The organism is Fictibacillus phosphorivorans (assembly GCF_023715845.1).
Lineage (GTDB): Bacteria > Bacillota > Bacilli > Bacillales > Fictibacillaceae > Fictibacillus > Fictibacillus phosphorivorans_D.
The window spans coordinates 90393-110397 of the sequence record NZ_JAMBOR010000011.1 but is presented as its reverse complement, the minus strand read 5'-3'; the positions used below and the strand labels follow the sequence as shown (position 1 = coordinate 110397).

The window sequence follows — 20005 nt, the reverse complement described above, 5'->3', positions numbered from 1 at the left end:
TATGGAGCGTATATACGTTGCCAATGTGAATAACCTTCCAGAGAAATTAGGTAAATCTGTGAAAGTACGAAACTATGATATTGCGTTATTCAAACTATCAACTGGAGTGATACATGCAATTGAAAATAGCTGTCCACATAAAGGGGGAGTCCTTTCTCAGGGGATCATCAGCGGAAAGCATGTATATTGTCCAATGCATAATTGGAAGATTTGTACGGAAGAGGGTAAAGCTCAAAAACCAGATGAAGGTTGTGTGAAAACATTCGAAGTAGAGATAAAAGATGAAAAAGTTTATGTTTGTCTCTAGTAGTAAGCCAAAAGGTGTGACCATTAAATGAATGATTTTCTTAGTTATTACCGACAAAAAGAGAAAGAACTAGGAACAGAAAACGTGATGGATACCCAGTGTCCCTTTTGCAGTGTACAGTGTACAATGCAGATCGTTGAACAACGGATGGTAGGGCATGAAAAATATAAGGTTCTGCCAAAATATAATCCGACCTCAGAAGAAAGGGTATGTATAAAAGGACTTAATGCTCATCAACATGCACTAAGTCAGGAGCGCATTCAATATCCCATGCTAAAAAAGAACGGAGAGTTTGTTCGGATTTCATGGCAGAAAGCGCTCGAGTATATACAAGAAAGATTCTCAGAAATTCAACGCCAAAATGGATTTGATGGAATAGGTGTATATGGAGGGGGTTCCCTAACAAATGAATCGGCTTATTTGTTAGGGAAGTTTGCGCGTGTTGCATTTAAAACAAAGCATATTGACTATAATGGTCGGTTTTGTATGTCAGCGGCTGCTACAGCAGCAAATGAAGCGTTCGGTATAGATCGTGGATTTACGAACAAGTTGTCAGAAATTCCTTTCGCTCGTTGTCTTATTTTAGCAGGAACAAATATTGCGGAATGCCAACCGACCCTAATGCCTTATCTGACAAAGGCAAAGGAGAATGGATCATTTATCATTGTGATTGATCCTAGGGAAACAGCTACAACGGGAGTTGCTGATTTACATTTAAAAGTGAAACCTGGAACGGACGCTGCACTCGTTAACGGTATTCTAAAGGTCATTTTTGAAAAGGGTTATTTGAATGAAGAGTTTATAGATGAAAAAACAAACGGAATCGATGAACTAAAAGAACATATAAGCACGATTAAATTAAATGATATATCAAAATTGACAGGAATTTCAGAGGAATCGATTCAACTTGCAGCTGTAAAATATGCGACATCTTCTACAGGGATGATTTTTACCGCAAGAGGAGTAGAGCAGCAAACCGATGGGTACATGGCAGTCAGAAATTTTTTAAACCTTGTATTAGTTACTGGTAAAATTGGGAAAATCGGTTGTGGATATGGAGCCATTACGGGACAAGGAAATGGGCAAGGTGGCAGGGAACATGGTCAAAAAGCGGATCAGCTTCCTGGATACCGTAGTTTGGAAAACGAAGAGCACCGTAAATATATCTCTAGAGTATGGGGGATAAACGAAGAAGACTTACCTCGTAAGGGGGTTTCAGCTTATGAAATGATTGAGAAAATAGATGCTGGAGACATCCAAGGTTTATTTGTAATGGGCTCAAATCCTGTTGTTTCGAATCCGAATGCGAATTATGTAAAACAATCATTAGAAAAATTGAGATGTTTAGTCGTTGTTGATTTGTTCATTTCCGAGACAGCAAAATTGGCAGATTTGATCCTACCGTGTTCATCTTACCTAGAAAACGAAGGTACAATGACAAATCTTGAAGGGCGTGTAACGCTGAGGGAAGCATCTCGTAAAAATCCCGGAGAAACCAAACATGACTGGAAAATATTATGTGAGATTGCAAAGATTCTTGGTAGGGGTGAATTTTTCTCGTTTTCTTCACCAGAAGAAATTTTCAATGAACTTAGGGTAGCAAGTCGTGGGGGAATCGCGGATTACTTTGGGATTACGTATAATCGTTTGAAAAAAGAAAGAGTCTATTGGCCGTGTCCTGAATACGATCATCCGGGGGAAAGCAGACTTTTTACTAAAACATTTGCACATCCAGATGGAAAAGGAAGAATAATATCCGTTAATAACCACTATCCAAAAGAACAAATCGACATTGAATATCCGCTTTATTTAACGACAGGAAGGATAATTTCACATTATTTGACAGGTGAACAAACAAGAATCAGTCCAGCATTGAATTCACTTACCTTCGAATCGTTTTTAGAAATCCATCCTGATACTGCAAAGAAATATAAAGTCGAAAATCATGCATTGGTTAAACTTTCGTCTAAAAGAGGGCAGATAATAGTCAGGAGTAAATATTCAAATAAAATTCGTGAAGATACTGTTTTTGTTCCTTTCCATTGGGGAGATGATCAAAATGTAAACAAGATTACTCATGAAGCGCTAGATCCGACATGTAAAATGCCAGGATTTAAAGTTTGTGCAGTGAGCGTAAGTCCGGTTATTGATTTATCGATAAATTGAACACCTTATGTTTTAACTTAATGCATAAAGTCATTAAAGCCTCTGTATAAATGAGGCTTTTTTATTTGGAATCCTGCTATCCGTTACATTAGTTGACTAAGTCAACTAATGTAGGATATACTCGAAAAAAATATAAAATTCAGAATAGTAAGGAGGATGGTTTTGAAAAGAGTAAACTACATAGAGAAGATTCGTAGATTCAACAGGTACTATGCAAATATTTTAGGAAAAATCGATCAAGAAATATATAACCAGCCATTTCCGTTAACCGAGGCCCGTGTGATCACTGAAATTCATTCCAAGAAGGGCAGCACCGCAACGGAAGTAAGAGAGAACCTTGGAATTGATCGAGGATATATGAGCCGTATAATCCAACGCTTTGAAGATGAAAACATCATCGAAAAAAAACAATCTACTAAAGATAAGCGACAGTACTCTCTTTTTCTAACAGAACATGGAGAAAAAATTTATAGCGACTTGGTAGAAAAATCAAATCATGGAGTAGAGCAAATGGTTCAAAACTTGCCTGAAAGTGATCTGAGTAAGCTTGTCGAATCAATGGAAAATATTCAATCGATTTATTCGGAGGAAAAGCAACCTCATCCATCCGAGCTCATCATTCGTCCATTCAGACCCGGTGACGCTGGATATATTGCGTATCTTCATGGAACATTATATGACCAATCCTATAAGTTTGGCCGTATATTTGAATATTACGTCATGAAAGGGTTAGCGGAGTTTATGAAGGATCCTGATGGAGGCGAGCTGTGGGTTGCTGAAGTAAACGGTGAAATAGCCGGATCGGTTGCGATTACTAAATCCACTAACGCGGTAGCTCAGCTAAGATGGTTTATCTTAAATGAAAAGTATCAAGGTATGGGTATTGGGAAGAAGCTGTTAAAGACGGCACTTGATTTCTGTAAAGAAAAAAAATATAAGCATGTTTTTTTATGGACAGTAAGCACTTTAGATGCCGCTCGTTATCTTTATCAAACGTTCAATTTTAAACGAACAGAAGAAAAACCAAATGAAGAGTGGACGGGAAAGCCATTAGTTGAAGAACGTTGGGATTTGAATCTAGAGGAAGCATGCTTTAATAAATAAAAACGATCTATAAAGTCGGGTAATAATCTAGTAACTGATTATGCGATTCCAGCGCCTAGGGTTCGCATTTTTGCTCTGAAAAAGGATATAATGCAATCAACAAACATGATTAGTTAAAGGAGTATGCCTCACATGAATGAAGTGATAGAGACCATATTAGCTCACAGATCAATTCGTAGATTCAAAGATAAAACCATAAGTGAAGAAACCATCACAACGCTCGTAGAATGTGCGCAGGCTGCCTCAACTTCAAGCTATCAGCAGGTATGTACCATTATCGGTGTTGAAGAACAGGAGAAGAAACAAAAACTTGCAGAACTTGCAGGCAATCAATCTTATGTTGCTGAAAATGGTTACTTCTTTGTTTTTTGTCTCGATTATAATCGTCATAAAATTGCAGCTGAAATGAAGGATAAGGATATTAGTGAAACCATTCAATCCACAGAAGCTTTTATTGTTGGAACAGTAGATGCTTCATTAGCTGCACAAAATGTAGCAGTAGCTGCAGAATCGCTCGGGCTTGGAATTGTATACATAGGTGGAATCAGAAACAACCTTAAAGAAGTATCCGAACTACTGGGCTGTCCAGAGTATGTCCTTCCGCTGTTCGGTATGGCGATCGGATATCCAGATGCTACCCCAGGAAAGAAACCTCGATTACCTTTGGGTGCTGTTTTTCATAAAAACGGGTATAAGGATAATGAGGAAGCGAAAAGTCTATTAGAACAATATGAATCAGAAACAGCAAAATATTATACGAAGCGTACCGGGGGCAGACGTACGGAGGGCTGGGTGACACAAATCACTACATCCATGGCGTCTCCAAAGCGTGCGTATATGAAAGATTTTGTTCGTAAGAAGGGATTAAACAAAACATAAAGGCAGGTGGATCTAGAGAATGATTAAAATAGGTGTAACAGGGTGGGGAGATCATGATTCTCTCTATCCGGATGGTACTCCTGCAAAAGATAAATTGGCAGTTTATAGTGGTCATTTTCCCGTTGTTGAGGTAGATTCTTCTTTTTATGCGGTTCAACCTGTAAAAAACTATGAAAAGTGGGTTGCTACTACACCGAAAGATTTTTCTTTTGTTGTAAAGGCGTATCAAGGCATGACCGGACATTCAAGAGGAAAACTGCCTTTTGATTCTGTAAAACAAATGTATGAAGCGTTCATACAATCGATACAGCCGGTGATAGATTCAAGAAAACTGGAGATGGTGCTTTTTCAGTATCCACCATGGTTTGACTGTAAAAAGGAGAATGTACAGGTACTGCGATATGCAAAAGAGATGATGGGTGATATTCCAGTAGCTTTAGAGTTTCGGAATCAGACTTGGTTTAGTGATGAGATGAAAGAGAGAACACTCCAGTTTATAGAGGATGAAGGATGGATTCACACCGTTTGCGACGAACCGCAGGCTGGCAGTGGATCAATACCAATCGTCATGCATACAACAGAGGAAAAGACATTGATTCGATTGCACGGCAGAAATGTATATGGCTGGAATAACTCTGGCCAGCCGAACTGGCGGGAAGTGAGGTACTTGTACCGTTACAACCCAGCAGAACTTAACGAGTGGAAAGAACGTGTTCAGCAATTAGCTTCAGAAACGAAGGATCTTATCATTTTGTTTAACAACAATTCTGGCGGAGATGCAGCCGATAATGCAAAAGAAATGATTGATCTGTTAGATATTCAGTACGATTTTCTGGCACCGCGTCAGCTTGATTTGTTTTAGGATGTATTTCCTTATATTACAAATTAATGTCAAAAAGTAATAATTGATTCATTTTATAAAATTGCCTGATATACTAGTAGGGTGAATTTAATAACGTGAGCTGGATGAAGAAAGTGGGGATCAGTTTGGATTTTAAAAAACTAATTCAGATGATGTACTACTTACAGATTGCCTTTGTCGTCAGTGGCGTTTATTTACTGTTCATTTACATATTCACAAACAATTCAGAACGGATTCAGTTTCTGACACTGGTGATATGTATCAATCTAATTTCATTAAAAGTTACTAGAGATCGTTTTAAAGCATAAAGAAAACTGCGCCAAAATTGCGCAGTTTTTTATCTTTATAGCATCTTTAAAAGTGCTTTTCTCCCTTGCATACCAACCTCAATACCTTTTTCCTTAGCTTCGTGCGTAATAGATTCTAAAGGTGCATCCAGCAGCTGTTCGATCGTTCTAACTCCTACAGCACGCCCTGCAATAATTTTACGGTCTGCTAACTTTTCATTTAATAAGGCTACATCTAGAGCTCCGCACATGATATATCCATTCTCGTTAAAAACAGCCATAAAATTTGTTTTTGGCAAACGAAGGGTGACAGCGGTAAACGGATGTCCTTCTATTAAAATCGGATTCATCTCTAACATGCTTCCACTCCTTTCTCCTTACTATTTTTATGTGTAAAAAAGGAAAAAGTGTTAGGTATTGACGCTAATTTTAAGGCAAAATAAAGAACAAAAAAGATATTTCGTCTGGGAATTGGACAGGACTGCCGTCTGTGATACGATAAATAGAAATGAGGATTTTGTAATAGGTTCTTACAAGGAATAAAAAAATTTAAAGAGGCGATAAAGATGAAACAATACTTGGATTTTCTTCAAGATATTTTACATAACGGTACGAAAAAGGAAGATCGGACAGGCACTGGAACGGTCTCCGTTTTTGGTCGTCAGATGAGATATGATTTAGAGGAGGGTTTTCCTCTCGTAACAACAAAAAAGCTACACCTAAAATCAATCATTCATGAACTTTTGTGGTTCTTAAAAGGGGATACCAATATCGCCTATCTAAAGGAAAACAAAGTACGGATCTGGGACGAATGGGCAGATGAAGAAGGAAATCTAGGACCCGTTTATGGGCACCAATGGCGTTCATGGTCTGCTCCAAACGGTGAGACCATTGACCAGATCTCAACCGTGATTGAAGACATAAAAAATAATCCGGATTCAAGAAGATTGATCGTTTCGGCTTGGAACCCAGCAGATGTGCCAAATATGGCTTTGCCTCCATGTCATCTGCTCTTTCAGTTTTACGTTGCAGACGGTAAACTTTCCTGCCAGTTATATCAGCGTTCTGCTGACAGCTTCCTGGGTGTTCCGTTCAACATTGCTTCCTATGCCTTATTAACGATGATGGTTGCTCAGGTGACAGGATTAAAGCCAGGGGAATTTGTTCATACAGTAGGCGACGCTCATATCTATCTGAACCACCTAGAGCAAGTTAAGCTCCAACTGACACGCGATCCTAAGCCGTTGCCAAAGATGAAATTAAATCCAGCAGTCACGAATATTTTTGATTTCACTTTTGAGGATTTTGAACTCGTGGATTACGAGGCACACCCTCATATTAAAGGAGAGGTAAGTGTATGATCTCTTTTGTCGTAGCGATGGATGAAAACAGAGGTATAGGAAAAGATAATGATTTGCCTTGGTACCTCCCAAATGATTTAAAGCATTTTAAGAAAACAACGATGGGAAAGCCCATCGTAATGGGCAGAAAAACCTATGAATCGATCGGCAAGCCGCTGCCTGGACGAGAAAATATCGTCGTTACCCGAGATCAAAATTATGAGGCAGAAGGGGTAACGATTGTTCATTCCGTTGATGATGTTCTTAAGATCAAAGCTGAAGAAATGTGTGTAATCGGTGGTTCGGAAATTTTTAAGCAGTTCCTTCCTGTAGCGGACCGTTTATATATTACAGAGATCTATCATACGTTTGATGCGGATACTTACTTCCCAGAGATAAACGATAAGGAGTGGAAAGAAGTCTCTCGTACTGCTGGTATCGTAGATGAGAAAAATAAATATCCGCACGATTTTGTAGAATACGAAAAAATTAACGCGTAAATATCGAATGAGCCCCCCTCTTGTCTGCATACATTGTAGGAAAGGGGGGTTACCTTTTGTTAAAACGAAAAAAAATGAAACTTCGAAAAGGGCCGCTTCCGTTTCGATATGTTCTGCTGATCTCATTTACACTGTTTATTTTTATCACACTACAAGGTTTGTGGCTGGTTGACCGTGGGATCGAACCTACATTAATGCATGTAGCTCAACGAAAAACGGAAGAGATCGCATCCTTGGCGATCAATGAAGCCATTATTAATAAATTGTTTGATTCTATTGATATGCAGGATATTTTAATTTCTAAAGAAGATAAAGATGGAAATATTGTTTATGCCGGAGTTAATCAAAAGATTGTAAATAATGTACAAAATAAATCTGCTATTGTCGTTCAAGAGTTTTTAAAAGAGATTGAGAAAGGACGCATCCCCGAAAGCATTGCTGCTTCAGAAGACCTAAATTTAAAAACCAGTCATTCGAATGACCCAGGCGTGATCATGGAAATACCTTTAGGGCAAGCGACTGAAAACTCCCTGCTCGCTAACCTTGGTCCTAAGATACCGATTAAGTTTACAATCGTTGGAGATGTTAATACAGACATTGAAGAGAAAATTGAGACGGTGGGCATCAATAATACGTGGATTTCAATTAATATCATTGTTACGGTTAAGGCGAAGGTGGTTATCCCATTTGCAACTGAAACAGCTACAGTGACAAGACCTATTCAGATCATGGCGCAGTTTATTCCTGGAGAAGTACCGATTTATTATAATCAGTCTGGTGATCCGATACAGCCGGCACTGCCGATTGATCCTAATATAAAAGACAAAGAAGATGCTAAAAAGAAGAAGAAGAAGGAAGATGCAGAGGAAATGGAAGAAACTGCCGCAGAAGAGATTGAAGATGGGGTTGCAGAAGATTAAATTAACGAATTCTATAAGGGTTGACCATTAAGTGAACTTTGATATAATGTGAAGTGAATGTAAATTTCATATGTCTTTAAGCCTATCACCGATGGGGTAGAGGAGCGGATGTTAAGAGTACTTTTTCAGAGAGTGACGTCGATGAAGGAAAAGGAAAGGAACTTCCGCCGAAGCAAAAAGAAATGGTCGATTTCTTTTTGCTGGGTTTACACTAAATAAGTGTAAAACTGTCACTGCGAGGGTAATTACGCAGTGGAGGACTACTGATCGATGAGGAAAACCATAAATTACTTAAGTGATTGATAGCAGGTTATTTCCTTGTCTATTGATCACTTTTTTATTTGTCTTTTTTTCCTCAGCGTCTTGTATAACTCCTCAACTTGGATGGCTAAATAGAAGAAGGAGGAACATCGTGGAATTTGAGAATTCGATTTATTCATTAATACCGCCTGTGTTAGCCATACTTATGGTTATTTTAACGAGGCAAGTACTGATCTCGCTTGGGGCGGGGATTGTGGCAGGAGCATTATTGCTTCACGACTTTAATATTGGAGCAACATTAAAAGAGATAGGAACGATCGTGAAAGGGCATTTTATTTCAGAAGGAGCCCTGAATGAATGGAACGTTTATATACTATTGTTCCTATTGATTTTAGGGATGATGACAAGCATTATTTCCTTAGCTGGCGGAAGCCGTGCATTTGGAGAATGGGCAATCTCAAGAGTTAGAACAAGACGAGGAGCTCAAATTTTGACAGTGGTATTTGGACTAGTTATCTTTATTGATGACTATTTTAACTCACTGGCTGTCGGTAATGTAAGCAGACCCATTACGGATCGCCATAGAATCTCACGCGCTAAACTTGCCTATTACCTAGATTCAACGGCTGCACCAGTCTGTGTGATCTCTCCAGTATCCAGCTGGGGCGCTTATATTATTGGAATTATTGGAACGATTTTAGCCACGCATGAGATCACAAATATTTCAGCATTCAGTGCTTTTATTCAAATGATTCCTATGAATTTTTATGCAATTTTTGCACTTATATTAGTGTTTGCTGTTGCTTATTTTCAACTTGACTTTGGTCCGATGAAACAGCATGAAGAGCGTGCTCTTGCTACTGGTGAAGTAATTGATCCAGAGAAAAAAGGAGCAATTGGGGAAGGAATTAAGCTTGAAGAGAGCGATAAAGGAAAAGTTGGTGACCTTGTGTGGCCGATCGTTCTATTGATCATAACAACCGTCAGTTTCATGTTCTACACAGGTATTGAAAATGTTAAGGGTCTTGAAGAACCTACGAAGGTTACGCTTTTATCCATTTTTGAAAATACAGATGTACCAAAGTCTCTGCTCTATGGGGGATTGGTTGGTTTAGCGGCTGCAATCCTTTTCTTCTTGCCTAAAAAGATGGGTGCATCTTCACTAGTAAGGGGATTAGGCAGAGGTATTCAATCTATGATGGGTGCTGTAACGATCTTAATCTTTGCATGGACGATCATTTCAGTCATCGATAGTATGGGAACTGGAAAATATTTAGCTGGATTAGTCGATCAGCATATGAACCTGGCTTATCTCCCGCTAGTACTATTCATACTTTCTGGTCTTATGGCTTTTGCTACAGGTACATCATGGGGAACGTTCGGTGTAATGCTTCCGATTGCTGCAGAAATTGCTGCTTCGACAAATATAGAACTCATGCTTCCAGTATTGGCAGCAGTACTTGCGGGTGCAGTATTTGGGGACCATTGTTCACCGATTTCAGATACGACCATTCTTTCCTCTACTGGAGCTGGAAGCCATCATATTGATCACGTCTTAACCCAGCTTCCTTATAGTATAATTGCCGCTGTTATATCCGCTATAGGCTATTTAGCATTAGGATTAACTGAAAATATATGGGTTGGACTCCTTGTATCCTCCATTGCTTTTGCTATATCTATAGTCCTAATAAAAAAATGGACAGATAAAGATAATAAGAAAGAACGTCCGATAGGAGCTTAATTTAGAAGTGCCCGGTTGTAAACCGGGCACTTTTTCTTATATTTATACGACTTTGTTCGCTATATTACGACAAATTTACTAAAAAACCTTTTGACATGACTTATTTGGTTGTAATATACTAAACCCAGAATAGTCAGAAAAAAGTAACAATTGTAAAATTTTCGACTTATCTAAAAGGGGGAAACAACAATGGAAGATCGACAACAATGGGGAAGCCGCTATGGGTTTATTTTAGCCGCGGTGGGTTCTGCTATCGGTTTAGGCAACATCTGGAGATTCCCAGCAGTTGCTTATGAAAACGGTGGAGGAGCATTTTTTATTCCTTACTTAATCGCACTATTAACGGCAGGTATTCCCTTATTAATCCTGGAATTCACACTAGGACATAAGTATCGAGGATCAGCACCGTTATCTTACTTCCGCCTTCACAAGCATGCAGAATGGCTTGGATGGTGGCAAGTTTTTGTAGCGTTTGTAATCTCAACTTATTACGCGGTTATTGTCGCATGGGCACTCAAGTATTCTATCTATTCATTAAACCTTTCATGGGGAGACAAGCCATCTGATTTCTTCTATGGCGAAGTTCTTAAACTAAGTGATAAGCCGGGCGAGGTAGGCGGTCTTGTACCGGGAGTTCTTATTGCTCTGTTAATCGTATGGGTTGTTACGTTATTAGTTTTATACAAGGGTGTTTCAAAAGGTATTGAGAGATTTAACAAAATTTTTATCCCTGCTTTAGTAATTATGTTCTTTTTTATTGTTATCCGCGCAGTAACTCTTGAAGGTGCTGGAGAAGGGTTAAATACATTCTTTACACCTGACTGGAGTATGATCAACAACGGTAAAGTCTGGGTAGCAGCTTACGGTCAAATCTTCTTCTCATTATCTATTGCCTTTGCAATCATGGTGACATATTCAAGCTATCTGCCTAAAAAATCAGACATTAACAACAATGCTTTCATTACAGGTTTTGCAAACTCAGGTTTTGAACTTCTAGCTGGTATTGGAGTATTTGCAGCGCTAGGATTCATGGCGATGCAGCAAGGATTGTCAGTTGATGAAGTTGTAAAAGGCGGAATCGGACTGGCGTTTGAAGTATTCCCTGCAATCATCAATGAATTCCCTGGCTTTAACGGATTCTTTGGAACCATGTTCTTCTTAACGCTTGTATTTGCAGGTATGACATCACTCATCTCGATCGTTGAAACGTACGTTGCGGCATTACAAGACAAGTTCGGAATCTCTCGAACAAAAGCTGTTCTTATGGGTGGAGGAGTGGCTTCTGTCATCTCATTACTATTCGCTACAAAAGGCGGATTGTATATGCTCGACATTACAGACTATTTCATTAACAACTTTGGAATCACATTAGCAGGTCTTGTGGAAGTTGTCCTTATCGCTTGGTTCTTTAAACAGATGAGAGGACTGCAAAACCATGCAAACGTCATCTCAGATCTAAGAACAGGTTTATGGTGGAAAGTTTGTCTTGGTGTCATTACACCAGTTCTTCTAGGCTACATGATGTATGATAACATCAAACAAAACCTTGCAGAAAACTATGAAGGATATCCTACTGGATTAGTTGTAACTTATGGATTAGCTGTTGCCATTGGGGTTATCGTACTTGGTTTCTTGTTAAGCTTAGTAAAATGGAAAGCAGACGCTGTACAAGATAAAAAGGAGGTCAGCTGATATGACAGGAAGTGCAATTGCAATGATGGTTATCGGTATGGTGATCCTTTGGGGTGGCTTGCTGGCTAGTATAGCAAATGTGGTTTACGTTTCTAAAAAGAAATAAAAAGGAGCTGATTTCTCGATCGAGGAATCAGCTTTTTCATTTAAAAAACGAAATCCATATAAAATAAAAAAGAAGCTAGCGTAAGCTTCCTTTTTATCGTTTTCTGTTACTGATTCGTTCCTGTCGTTCCCATGCTTTTAAATACGGATAAGGATCAAAGGCCCATTCGGTAATCCCGTTATCACGGTACATTCCGAAATGAAGGTGTGGTGGAAACTTGCCTGAAGTTCCTGGAGGGCCATAACCCGTACTTCCTACATAGCCAAGCACTGTACCTGGTTCAACAATCGACCCTTTTTCAATGCTTTTATTAAAACTGGATAAGTGAGCGTAATAATGATACACGTTATTAATATCACGGACTCCAATTCTCCACCCGCCGAAGCGGTTCCATCCTTTTACTTCAACGATACCGTAAGAAACAGCTTTTACCGGAACACCATAATCAGCAAAAATATCTGTTCCTTCATGGATACGAAGGCCGCCAAAACCACGGCGGTCACCCCACGTGCTGCGATAGCTGTAGTTGGATCTTAACGGTACAATAAAGCTATGTTTATCTAAAGAAACCGTACCATATGTCTCATAGATCTTTGCATTTTCCATAATGATATCAACGGCTTTATCCCTTTGATAATAACTCCAAAGCCCGATTCGGAAATTTTCTATATCGTGACCATGTTTTTGTATAATTTCTGCGAATGTAAAAAGAATATCTTCATCATTGTTTCGGTCAGCGATTCCATCGTTGTTTCCGTCTTTTCCAATTCCCCCAAACATGGCAATCCGCTCAGGGTTTGTATCATCCATTATTGGATTTAATGGTCCTGACCATTGGATAGGAGAAAAGTATATGCCTACCAGCCCTTTTCTTGCCGGAAGATCCCGTCGTGCTTTTCGGACACTTCTTTCATATTGGTCGACACCAGCAAAATAATGCCATGGAATAAGTGTAACCGACTCCATTTTTTTATAAAGGCTCAGCCTGTCAACATCTTCTTTTGTGAATCGCTCGGCTGCCTCACTGCTTCTTTCAGGAAGAAAGGTCATTAGAAGGGCTGCCAGAGTGAGGAACAGGACTGTGAATTTCCTCATACGTCCCAAACCACTCCTTTCTTTCATTTACCATTAGTTTGTTGAACTTACAAGAAAACATGAAGGAAAAATGTTGGAAAAAACTCATGTTTGGACTTTTGGCTGTCGTATGGTAGAGTATTGATGGGAATAATGTTTAAATGAATGTAAAAGTGACTTTCAGACCTAGAAAATTTGGGGTGATGATGATGGCAAAGAAAGAAGAATATGTACGTAAACCGGAATGGTTGAAAATAAAGCTAAACACAAACGAAAACTATAAAGAATTAAAGAAAATGATGCGTGAAAAGAAACTACATACCGTTTGTGAAGAAGCCAAATGTCCAAATATTCACGAATGTTGGGCTGTCCGTAAAACAGCTACATTCATGATCTTAGGAGACATCTGTACACGAGCATGCCGTTTCTGTGCGGTGAAAACGGGCTTACCTACCGAGTTAGACTTACAGGAACCAGAACGTGTTGCGGAATCTGTAGAACAAATGGGACTTAAGCACGTGGTTATTACGGCTGTTGCACGTGATGATCTAAAAGACGGCGGAGCACATGTCTTTGCTGAAACGGTTCGCGCCGTACGCGCTCGTAATCCGTTCTGTTCAATCGAAGTTTTACCATCTGATATGCTTGGTGACATCGATGCACTTAAAACATTGATGGATGCAAAACCTGATATTATGAACCACAATATCGAAACGGTAAGAAGACTTTCACCAAGAGTTCGTGCTCGAGCTACTTATGATCGAACCATGGAATTCTTACGCCGTGCAAAAGAAATGAATCCAAACATCCCGACAAAATCAAGCCTTATGATCGGCCTTGGTGAAACCTGGGAAGAAATCATTGAAACGATGGATGATCTGCGAAAAAACAATGTGGATATTATGACGATAGGTCAGTACCTGCAGCCAACTAAGAAACATTTAAAAGTACAAAAGTATTATACACCTGAAGAATTTAAAGAGCTTCGTGACATTGCATTCAGTAAAGGATTCAAACACTGTGAGTCCGGTCCGCTCGTGCGTTCTTCTTATCATGCAGATGAACAAGTAAATGCTGCAGCGCAAAACATCTAATGAAAAACCAGAAGCAAAAATCTGCTTCTGGTTTTTATTTTCCTTCCATTTTACTGCGCATTGGGTTTGTTTCACCATTCATTTCGCCGTTCTCATTTTCTCCATGGTTCCATTTCTTACCCTGTGGAGATTTCTTCATTTCCTGAATCAAGCGGTCGATGATTCCTTCAATGTCATCTGTATCATTATTTAATGCTTGATATTGTTCAATTTTATTAATCATGCCGTTTTCATCAGAAACATATACGTGATAATATCTTGGAACAACTGAAAATGCGGTCATTTTAACTTGGTCTGCTGCAGCAACTCTGTTTTTATTTGTCGTCTTATACCCGATCAACACTTCTTCATCCGTCACGAGGGTCCCTACATCTTTAATATCTGGAAGCTGAAGAACCATATCTGAGATCATATCTGCAAGCTTTTGACGGTTTAAGTAAGGTGCAGCATTTCCTGATTTTACTTTATCCCCGGACATATGGCGCATATATCCAAAATCCCCGTAATCTTTGTTGTTGCCAATCCGATTCTCGTCTGTAACATTCGTTTCTGAAAATTTGTATTCTTGACCCATTTTCTTTTGATCATCACCGCCACACCCAGAGAGAACGATGACGAAACATAAGAACAATCCTAACTTTTTCACAGGTGTTTTCACCTCCTTATTCATTAGAATGGCCTGAAACGCAAATACTTTACAAAGAAATTGTTGGCTGTATATAGGCGAAGCATGGTAAAATAAGTATCAGGAAATGAGGTGAAGCATTTTTGATTACAGTTGGTAATTATTCCTATGAAGTGATTGAAGATGTAAGGGAAGCCTTTAATGAGGAACAATTTAAAGCCCGCTATAGTGAAATTTTACATAAATACGATTATATTGTTGGTGACCTTGGTTATGAACAACTTCGTTTGCGTGGATTTTTTGAAGATAATCACGAAAAGGCTACGTTCGATACAAAAATCAGTACATTGCCGGAATACATTTATGAGTATTGCAATTTCGGATGTCCTTATTTTGTATTGAAAAAAATAAACCCCTGAGTAAATGTCTCAGGGGTTTATTCTTGCTTATGTGCCGCGAGAATCTTCGTAGGGCGGTTCGGTATGAGTTTCAGGGTCATCATGCGTTGGATGCGCACCAGGATCATGCCTTTCCAGCCCTTCGTGTAAGGTTTTATTTTCGTAGTTAAAGGCACTGTAAGAACGCTGCTCTTCTTTCCACGGCGTTGATTTTCCTAAAGCCCGGTTGATCGGGGAACCATAAGGACCTTCAGGCAAATCTTCAGGGATCACATAGTTGCGTCCGGTCTCTACATTCGAAAAATCCGTATATTGCCTTGTTTCTTTTTCGAACAAAAAAACCATCCTCTCGGGGCCAGTTTAGGATAACATTCTATCCTTACTAAAAGTTTGTCCCATAGAAGATGATTTTTGCTTGGTACATTTTGATTATATAATTTCCGCTAAAAACTCACGCAGTTCCATAGCATCCTCTTCCGTTAAGTTAAAAGCATGTTCTAAATAGCCCTCTTCAACTAAATCATCTTGTCCAATAATAGCAAAGTGGCTGCCCAGCATATTTAAAACAAGTGACTTTCCATAATGACGACTTGTTTTCGTGATAGCAAGATCAAATCGTGTATTTCTCCCCATAAAGCTAACAAAACGGGTTTCTGTTTTTTCTGTATCATCATACAAGAAAAATCTTTCTTCGGACATGAATAAATCCTCCTCAAATTTCTTTAGCGGTAATTTTCATTTTTAGAATAAATGAATGCTCTCCTTTTATGTTACACTTTACTTGAGAAACTTACAAAAGGTGATGACTATGTATTTTGTGGACCGCAAGAAAATCAATGAGCATCTAGTGTATATGAATGAATTACTCTCAACATTTGAAACGATGTCTATTCCAAAAGACCGTGTAAACGTTCTTGCTGTAGAACGAATCGGCCACTTACTTATTGAATCCATGATGGATGTAGGAAATATGATTATTGACGGTTTTATCATGCGTGATCCAGGGAGCTTTGAGGACATCCTGGATATTCTTATTGACGAGAAAGTCTTACCCAGTGAAGAAGCGGGATCCCTAAAGAAAGTTGTGAATTTGCGTAAATCGCTCGTTCAGGACTACCCACAAGCGGATGTTGAACAAATATACAAAACCATTAAACGATATTCGTCCGAACTTTCAGTTTTCTCTGACCATGTTAAGCGATACTTAGAAAATGAATTAGGACCCGTATCTGCATTTTTACCTGAATAAAAGAAGACAAATTAGTTTTTAAACATTTTTATTTAGAAATGTACGTTTTCTTGTATATACGGTAAAATGGTAAAAAAGGATGGTGATGACTGTGAGGAATCATACATCAACACGTGATGAGATCATCTATCTTTTAAAGAGAAATAAGCGGATGACCGTTACGGAAATGGCTAAATCTCTTGGAATTACAGAAATGGCCGTTAGACGGCACTTAAATACATTAGAGAGAGACCACGTTATTGAAACAACGCTTGTCCGCCAAGCGATGGGTAGACCTATCCATTTTTATCATCTGAGCGCAAGCGGTGATGAGCAGTTTCCGCGAAACTATTCCGGATTAACCGTTGAGTTTTTAAGAGATATCGAAGAATTGAATGGGACGGAAATGGTTGATGGTTTGTTTAAAAGACGCGAAGATCGGCTTCAGGATAAATATAAGGATCGGATGAACAGCCTGTCAAAGTTTGAACAAAAAGTGAATGAACTCGCTAACATACAGAATGAAGCAGGTTATATGGTGGATTGGCAAAAAAGTGAGGATCCCGGTACTTATGTGCTAACTGAGTATAATTGCCCGATCGCAATGGTAGCCAATGAATATCAGCAAGCCTGTTCATGTGAACTATCTTTATTTAAAAGAATGCTCCAGACGGATAACATAGAACGGAAAACATGTATGGCAAAAGGCGGCGATTATTGCTGCTATATCATTAAAGAAAACAGAGTGGCATCTGAAGTTTAGTCTGCTTCAGGTGTGTTTTTTTTGTTCGATGCGCAAATGATAATGTACATAAAGGAGAGAAATGAATGAAAGCATATAAAGGTTTTTTGATCGATCTAGATGGCACGATGTACAGAGGAACGGAAAGAATCCAGGAAGCGGTTGATTTTGTAAAGAAACTGAACAAGCTTAACCTGCCTTATCTGTTTGTTACCAACAACTCCTCTAAAACCAAGAAAAAAGTTGCAGAAGTTTTAAAAGGGTTTGATATCCCGGCTTCTTCTGATCATGTTTTTACGACGAGCATGGCAACAGCGAGCTACATATCTAATTTGAAAGAAGATGCGACGGTTTATTGTATTGGTGAGGATGGTATTAGAGAAGCTCTTACTGAAAAGGGTTTAAAACTGGTAGAAGAAAATCCAGACTATGTCGTAATCGGCATAGACCGTTCAATCACGTATGAAAAATTGGCTAAAGCCTGCCTAGCTGTCAGAAACGGGGCTACATTTATCTCAACCAATGGAGATATTGCGCTTCCTACAGAAAGAGGGCTCTTGCCTGGGAATGGATCCCTGACTTCCGTTATTACAGTTTCAACACAGACTGAACCGATCTTTATCGGAAAACCTGAGCCGATTATCATGGAGATGGCACTTGAAACATTAGGAACGAGAAAAGAAGAAACGCTGATGATCGGTGACAATTACCAAACCGATATTCTAGCGGGTATACGAACGGGTCTTGATACCCTTCTTGTTCATACAGGCGTAACCACTAAAAAACACTTAGAAGATATCGACATCCACCCAACCTATACCGTTGATGGTTTAGACGAATGGGAGATCAAATAAAGGTTCTTTATGAATAAAAAAAGGCTTAAGGACAAAAGAGTTTCTCTCTTGTTCTTAAGCCTTATTATTATTCTGTGTTAGCAGCCCGGTGTGCAAGGCGGCTGGATGCTGCTGCTGCGATTGCACCTACGATATCATCTAAAAACGTGTGAACCTTCCCGGTAGATTTATCATTTAACTTTTCTAAAATCCCAGGTTTTTGTTTATCAATGAATCCGTAGTTCGTAAATCCGATTGAACCATATATATTTACGATAGAAAGTGCAATAATCTCATCAATGCCGTAGAGGCTCTCATCTCTAGCCAATATTTCTTGAAGCGGATGTTCGAGTTTCTTTTCTTCCGCTAAAACATCAAGACAGATGCCCGTTAATATGGCGTTTTGGACTTCGCGTTTTGCAATAACCCTTTCAACATTTTCTCTGCATACTTCCATCTTTAAATCAGGGTGGTAGGGGACTTGGAGAAAATAAACAAGTTCAGCTATATCGTTTACCGTAACGCCCCGTTCGTTTAGCAGTTTGCGTGCTGTTTCTTCGACATTTTCCACTTTTTTGTTTGGCATCCCTGTACTCCTTTTCTCTGATGGTCTCCTTAGCTTTGTATAGTATATGTTTTCTCAATAAAGATATGAATTTATCAAAAAAAGCTAACCACTTCGCCTATATGGGCATACAATGGTGTATCCATATATGCGGATGTTCATGTCGTACAACCGCTGGAAAGCTGATAGGTGGGGGGATCGCCTTTGTTTGAAAGAGATATTTTTCATCATTATCAACTGGTTTGTGAAGACAGACGATCGGAATCCGGATACCGGACATTTACCTGCAAGGGAGACCAATATATTGTAATTCCTCAACAGCAGATGACATATGAGCAATTGCAGGAAATGATGTTCATCAGTGATTTATTGCAGCAACGAGGAGAAGACAGCTTGCCTGTTCTACAGCCGACCATTACAAATATGCCCAGTGCCTATGTGGATGGAGAGTCTGTAATCATCTTTAAAAAGTCTCATAAGAAAAAAGAGAAGCGGAATGTTTCATTAGGCATGGAGCTAGCTGAGTTCCATAAACGGGGGAAAGGGCTCGAACAATATTACCCGGTTCAACAAGTTGCTTACGGACAATGGCCGCTTTTATGGATGAATCGTGTAGATGAAATGCACAATACGTATGCCGAAGTGTCATCAAGAAAACAAAAAAATGATTTTGATCATCTTTTCTTGACGACGTTTCCTTACTATGAGGGCTTAGCAGAGAATGCCATCCAATACATCACCGATTATCAGTTAGAAAGAGGACCAAAGGGAATTGGATCTGCAGCCATCTGTTATGACCGTTTTAGTGAACGTTCCTGGCTCAGATCTTCAGACGGTTTTATTAAACTTCCTGTTGGCTGGGTGATTGATAGTCCAATGAGAGATGTGGCAGAATGCATACGTGAAAAAATTTATCAGCCCGAATTCAGAAATGATGAGATCTTAAATTTAATTGATGACTACGAAAAGGTAAAACCTCTGTCAAAAGGTGCTTGGAGATTGCTGTATGGCAGACTCTTATTTCCAACTAACTATTTTGATACAGTCGACGGCCATTATAAAAATGAGAGGGATATTGGAAAAGAATTATATGTTCGCCGCTTTACTGACTTAATCTCGTACGAAAGACAAAATGAGTATTTTCTAAAAAGCTTTTTCAGATCGATCGGCCTGCCTGTTCGAGAATTGAATATTCCAATAGTGGATTGGCTCGTTCCAATGATCTAACGAAAGAGGGCTCTTCATAGGAGCTCTTTTTTTGTTTTTTTATAACGCTCATGC

24 protein-coding genes and 1 riboswitch are annotated in these 20005 nt (G+C 39.1%); of the genes, 18 read left to right on the top strand and 6 right to left on the bottom strand.

Features of this window, described 5'->3' with window-relative positions; all coding sequences use genetic code 11:
• Position 1: 1 nt before the first annotated feature.
• From nirD to M3206_RS10340, 6 genes are all read left to right on the top strand, one after another.
• Positions 2–307 (top strand): nitrite reductase small subunit NirD, encoded by a 306-nt coding sequence (gene nirD, locus M3206_RS10365; RefSeq protein WP_251312450.1) that lies wholly within the window; start codon positions 2–4, stop codon positions 305–307.
• A 27-nt stretch (positions 308–334) separates the two neighbouring features.
• Positions 335–2473, top strand: coding sequence for an assimilatory nitrate reductase catalytic subunit NasC (nasC, locus tag M3206_RS10360; protein WP_251312449.1), 2139 nt, complete (start codon positions 335–337; stop codon positions 2471–2473).
• Positions 2474–2635: 162 nt separating this feature from the next.
• Positions 2636–3577, top strand: coding sequence for a bifunctional helix-turn-helix transcriptional regulator/GNAT family N-acetyltransferase (locus tag M3206_RS10355; RefSeq protein ID WP_251312448.1), 942 nt, complete (start codon positions 2636–2638; stop codon positions 3575–3577).
• A 132-nt stretch (positions 3578–3709) separates the two neighbouring features.
• On the top strand, positions 3710–4456 hold the full coding sequence (gene nfsA / locus M3206_RS10350) for an oxygen-insensitive NADPH nitroreductase (protein ID WP_251312447.1): 747 nt from the start codon (positions 3710–3712) through the stop codon (positions 4454–4456).
• Positions 4457–4475: 19 nt separating this feature from the next.
• Entirely contained in the window at positions 4476–5318 is an 843-nt protein-coding gene (locus tag M3206_RS10345; RefSeq protein ID WP_251312446.1) for a DUF72 domain-containing protein, read from the top strand.
• A gap of 95 nt (positions 5319–5413) precedes the next feature.
• On the top strand, positions 5414–5626 hold the full coding sequence (locus M3206_RS10340) for a hypothetical protein (protein ID WP_251312445.1): 213 nt from the start codon (positions 5414–5416) through the stop codon (positions 5624–5626).
• Between the two features lie 35 nt (positions 5627–5661).
• Here the strand turns inward: M3206_RS10340 and M3206_RS10335 are convergent, their stop codons facing one another.
• The gene (locus M3206_RS10335; protein WP_251312444.1) at positions 5662–5964 is read right to left on the bottom strand and encodes a YunC family protein; all 303 of its coding nucleotides are present in this window, start codon (positions 5962–5964) and stop codon (positions 5662–5664) included.
• Positions 5965–6171: 207 nt separating this feature from the next.
• Here M3206_RS10335 and M3206_RS10330 point away from each other — a divergent pair, with 207 nt between their 5' ends.
• From M3206_RS10330 to M3206_RS10305, 6 genes are all read left to right on the top strand, one after another.
• Positions 6172–6966, top strand: coding sequence for a thymidylate synthase (locus tag M3206_RS10330; protein ID WP_251312443.1), 795 nt, complete (start codon positions 6172–6174; stop codon positions 6964–6966).
• Positions 6963–7445 (top strand): dihydrofolate reductase, encoded by a 483-nt coding sequence (locus M3206_RS10325; RefSeq protein ID WP_251312442.1) that lies wholly within the window; start codon positions 6963–6965, stop codon positions 7443–7445. The genes M3206_RS10330 and M3206_RS10325 overlap by 4 nt, the downstream gene beginning before the upstream one ends.
• A 56-nt stretch (positions 7446–7501) precedes the next feature.
• On the top strand, positions 7502–8365 hold the full coding sequence (gene yunB / locus M3206_RS10320; protein WP_251312441.1) for a sporulation protein YunB: 864 nt from the start codon (positions 7502–7504) through the stop codon (positions 8363–8365).
• Between the two features lie 89 nt (positions 8366–8454).
• Positions 8455–8636: riboswitch (Lysine riboswitch) on the top strand.
• A gap of 195 nt (positions 8637–8831) precedes the next feature.
• Positions 8832–10367 (top strand): Na+/H+ antiporter NhaC family protein, encoded by a 1536-nt coding sequence (locus M3206_RS10315; protein WP_251312473.1) that lies wholly within the window; start codon positions 8832–8834, stop codon positions 10365–10367.
• A 189-nt stretch (positions 10368–10556) separates the two neighbouring features.
• Positions 10557–12059, top strand: coding sequence for a sodium-dependent transporter (locus tag M3206_RS10310; RefSeq protein WP_251312440.1), 1503 nt, complete (start codon positions 10557–10559; stop codon positions 12057–12059).
• 1 nt (position 12060) lies between these two features.
• On the top strand, positions 12061–12165 hold the full coding sequence (locus M3206_RS10305; protein ID WP_251312439.1) for a MetS family NSS transporter small subunit: 105 nt from the start codon (positions 12061–12063) through the stop codon (positions 12163–12165).
• Positions 12166–12258: 93 nt separating this feature from the next.
• Here the strand turns inward: M3206_RS10305 and M3206_RS10300 are convergent, their stop codons facing one another.
• On the bottom strand, positions 12259–13260 hold the full coding sequence (locus M3206_RS10300) for a M23 family metallopeptidase (RefSeq protein ID WP_251312438.1): 1002 nt from the start codon (positions 13258–13260) through the stop codon (positions 12259–12261).
• A 188-nt stretch (positions 13261–13448) separates the two neighbouring features.
• Here M3206_RS10300 and lipA point away from each other — a divergent pair, with 188 nt between their 5' ends.
• Positions 13449–14333 carry a lipoyl synthase gene (gene lipA / locus M3206_RS10295; protein ID WP_251312437.1) on the top strand — a complete coding sequence of 295 codons (885 nt, stop codon included), beginning with the start codon at positions 13449–13451 and terminating at the stop codon, positions 14331–14333.
• A gap of 34 nt (positions 14334–14367) precedes the next feature.
• On the opposite strand, the gene M3206_RS10290 is transcribed toward lipA, so the two are convergent.
• On the bottom strand, positions 14368–14979 hold the full coding sequence (locus M3206_RS10290) for a YhcN/YlaJ family sporulation lipoprotein (protein ID WP_251312436.1): 612 nt from the start codon (positions 14977–14979) through the stop codon (positions 14368–14370).
• 122 nt (positions 14980–15101) lie between these two features.
• Between M3206_RS10290 and M3206_RS10285 the strand changes: the two genes are divergently transcribed.
• A complete protein-coding gene (locus tag M3206_RS10285) occupies positions 15102–15377 on the top strand; it encodes a YutD family protein (RefSeq protein ID WP_251312435.1) in 276 nt (91 codons plus the stop codon).
• 27 nt (positions 15378–15404) lie between these two features.
• On the opposite strand, the gene M3206_RS10280 is transcribed toward M3206_RS10285, so the two are convergent.
• Entirely contained in the window at positions 15405–15692 is a 288-nt protein-coding gene (locus tag M3206_RS10280; protein ID WP_425590726.1) for a hypothetical protein, read from the bottom strand.
• A 93-nt stretch (positions 15693–15785) separates the two neighbouring features.
• Positions 15786–16055 carry a DUF3055 domain-containing protein gene (locus M3206_RS10275; RefSeq protein WP_251312433.1) on the bottom strand — a complete coding sequence of 90 codons (270 nt, stop codon included), beginning with the start codon at positions 16053–16055 and terminating at the stop codon, positions 15786–15788.
• A gap of 109 nt (positions 16056–16164) precedes the next feature.
• Between M3206_RS10275 and M3206_RS10270 the strand changes: the two genes are divergently transcribed.
• From M3206_RS10270 to M3206_RS10260, 3 genes are all read left to right on the top strand, one after another.
• Positions 16165–16605, top strand: a complete 441-nt coding sequence (locus tag M3206_RS10270; RefSeq protein WP_251312432.1) for a DUF86 domain-containing protein — start codon at positions 16165–16167, stop codon at positions 16603–16605.
• Positions 16606–16690: 85 nt separating this feature from the next.
• Positions 16691–17347, top strand: a complete 657-nt coding sequence (locus M3206_RS10265; RefSeq protein WP_251312472.1) for a helix-turn-helix transcriptional regulator — start codon at positions 16691–16693, stop codon at positions 17345–17347.
• A gap of 65 nt (positions 17348–17412) precedes the next feature.
• On the top strand, positions 17413–18180 hold the full coding sequence (locus M3206_RS10260; protein ID WP_251312431.1) for a TIGR01457 family HAD-type hydrolase: 768 nt from the start codon (positions 17413–17415) through the stop codon (positions 18178–18180).
• 67 nt (positions 18181–18247) lie between these two features.
• Here M3206_RS10260 and M3206_RS10255 read toward each other — a convergent pair whose 3' ends face one another.
• Positions 18248–18745, bottom strand: a complete 498-nt coding sequence (locus tag M3206_RS10255; RefSeq protein ID WP_251312430.1) for a phosphatidylglycerophosphatase A family protein — start codon at positions 18743–18745, stop codon at positions 18248–18250.
• Positions 18746–18928: 183 nt separating this feature from the next.
• On the opposite strand from M3206_RS10255, the gene yutH reads away from it, so the two are divergent.
• Positions 18929–19951 (top strand): spore coat putative kinase YutH, encoded by a 1023-nt coding sequence (gene yutH, locus M3206_RS10250; RefSeq protein WP_251312429.1) that lies wholly within the window; start codon positions 18929–18931, stop codon positions 19949–19951.
• Positions 19952–20005: the final 54 nt, after the last annotated feature.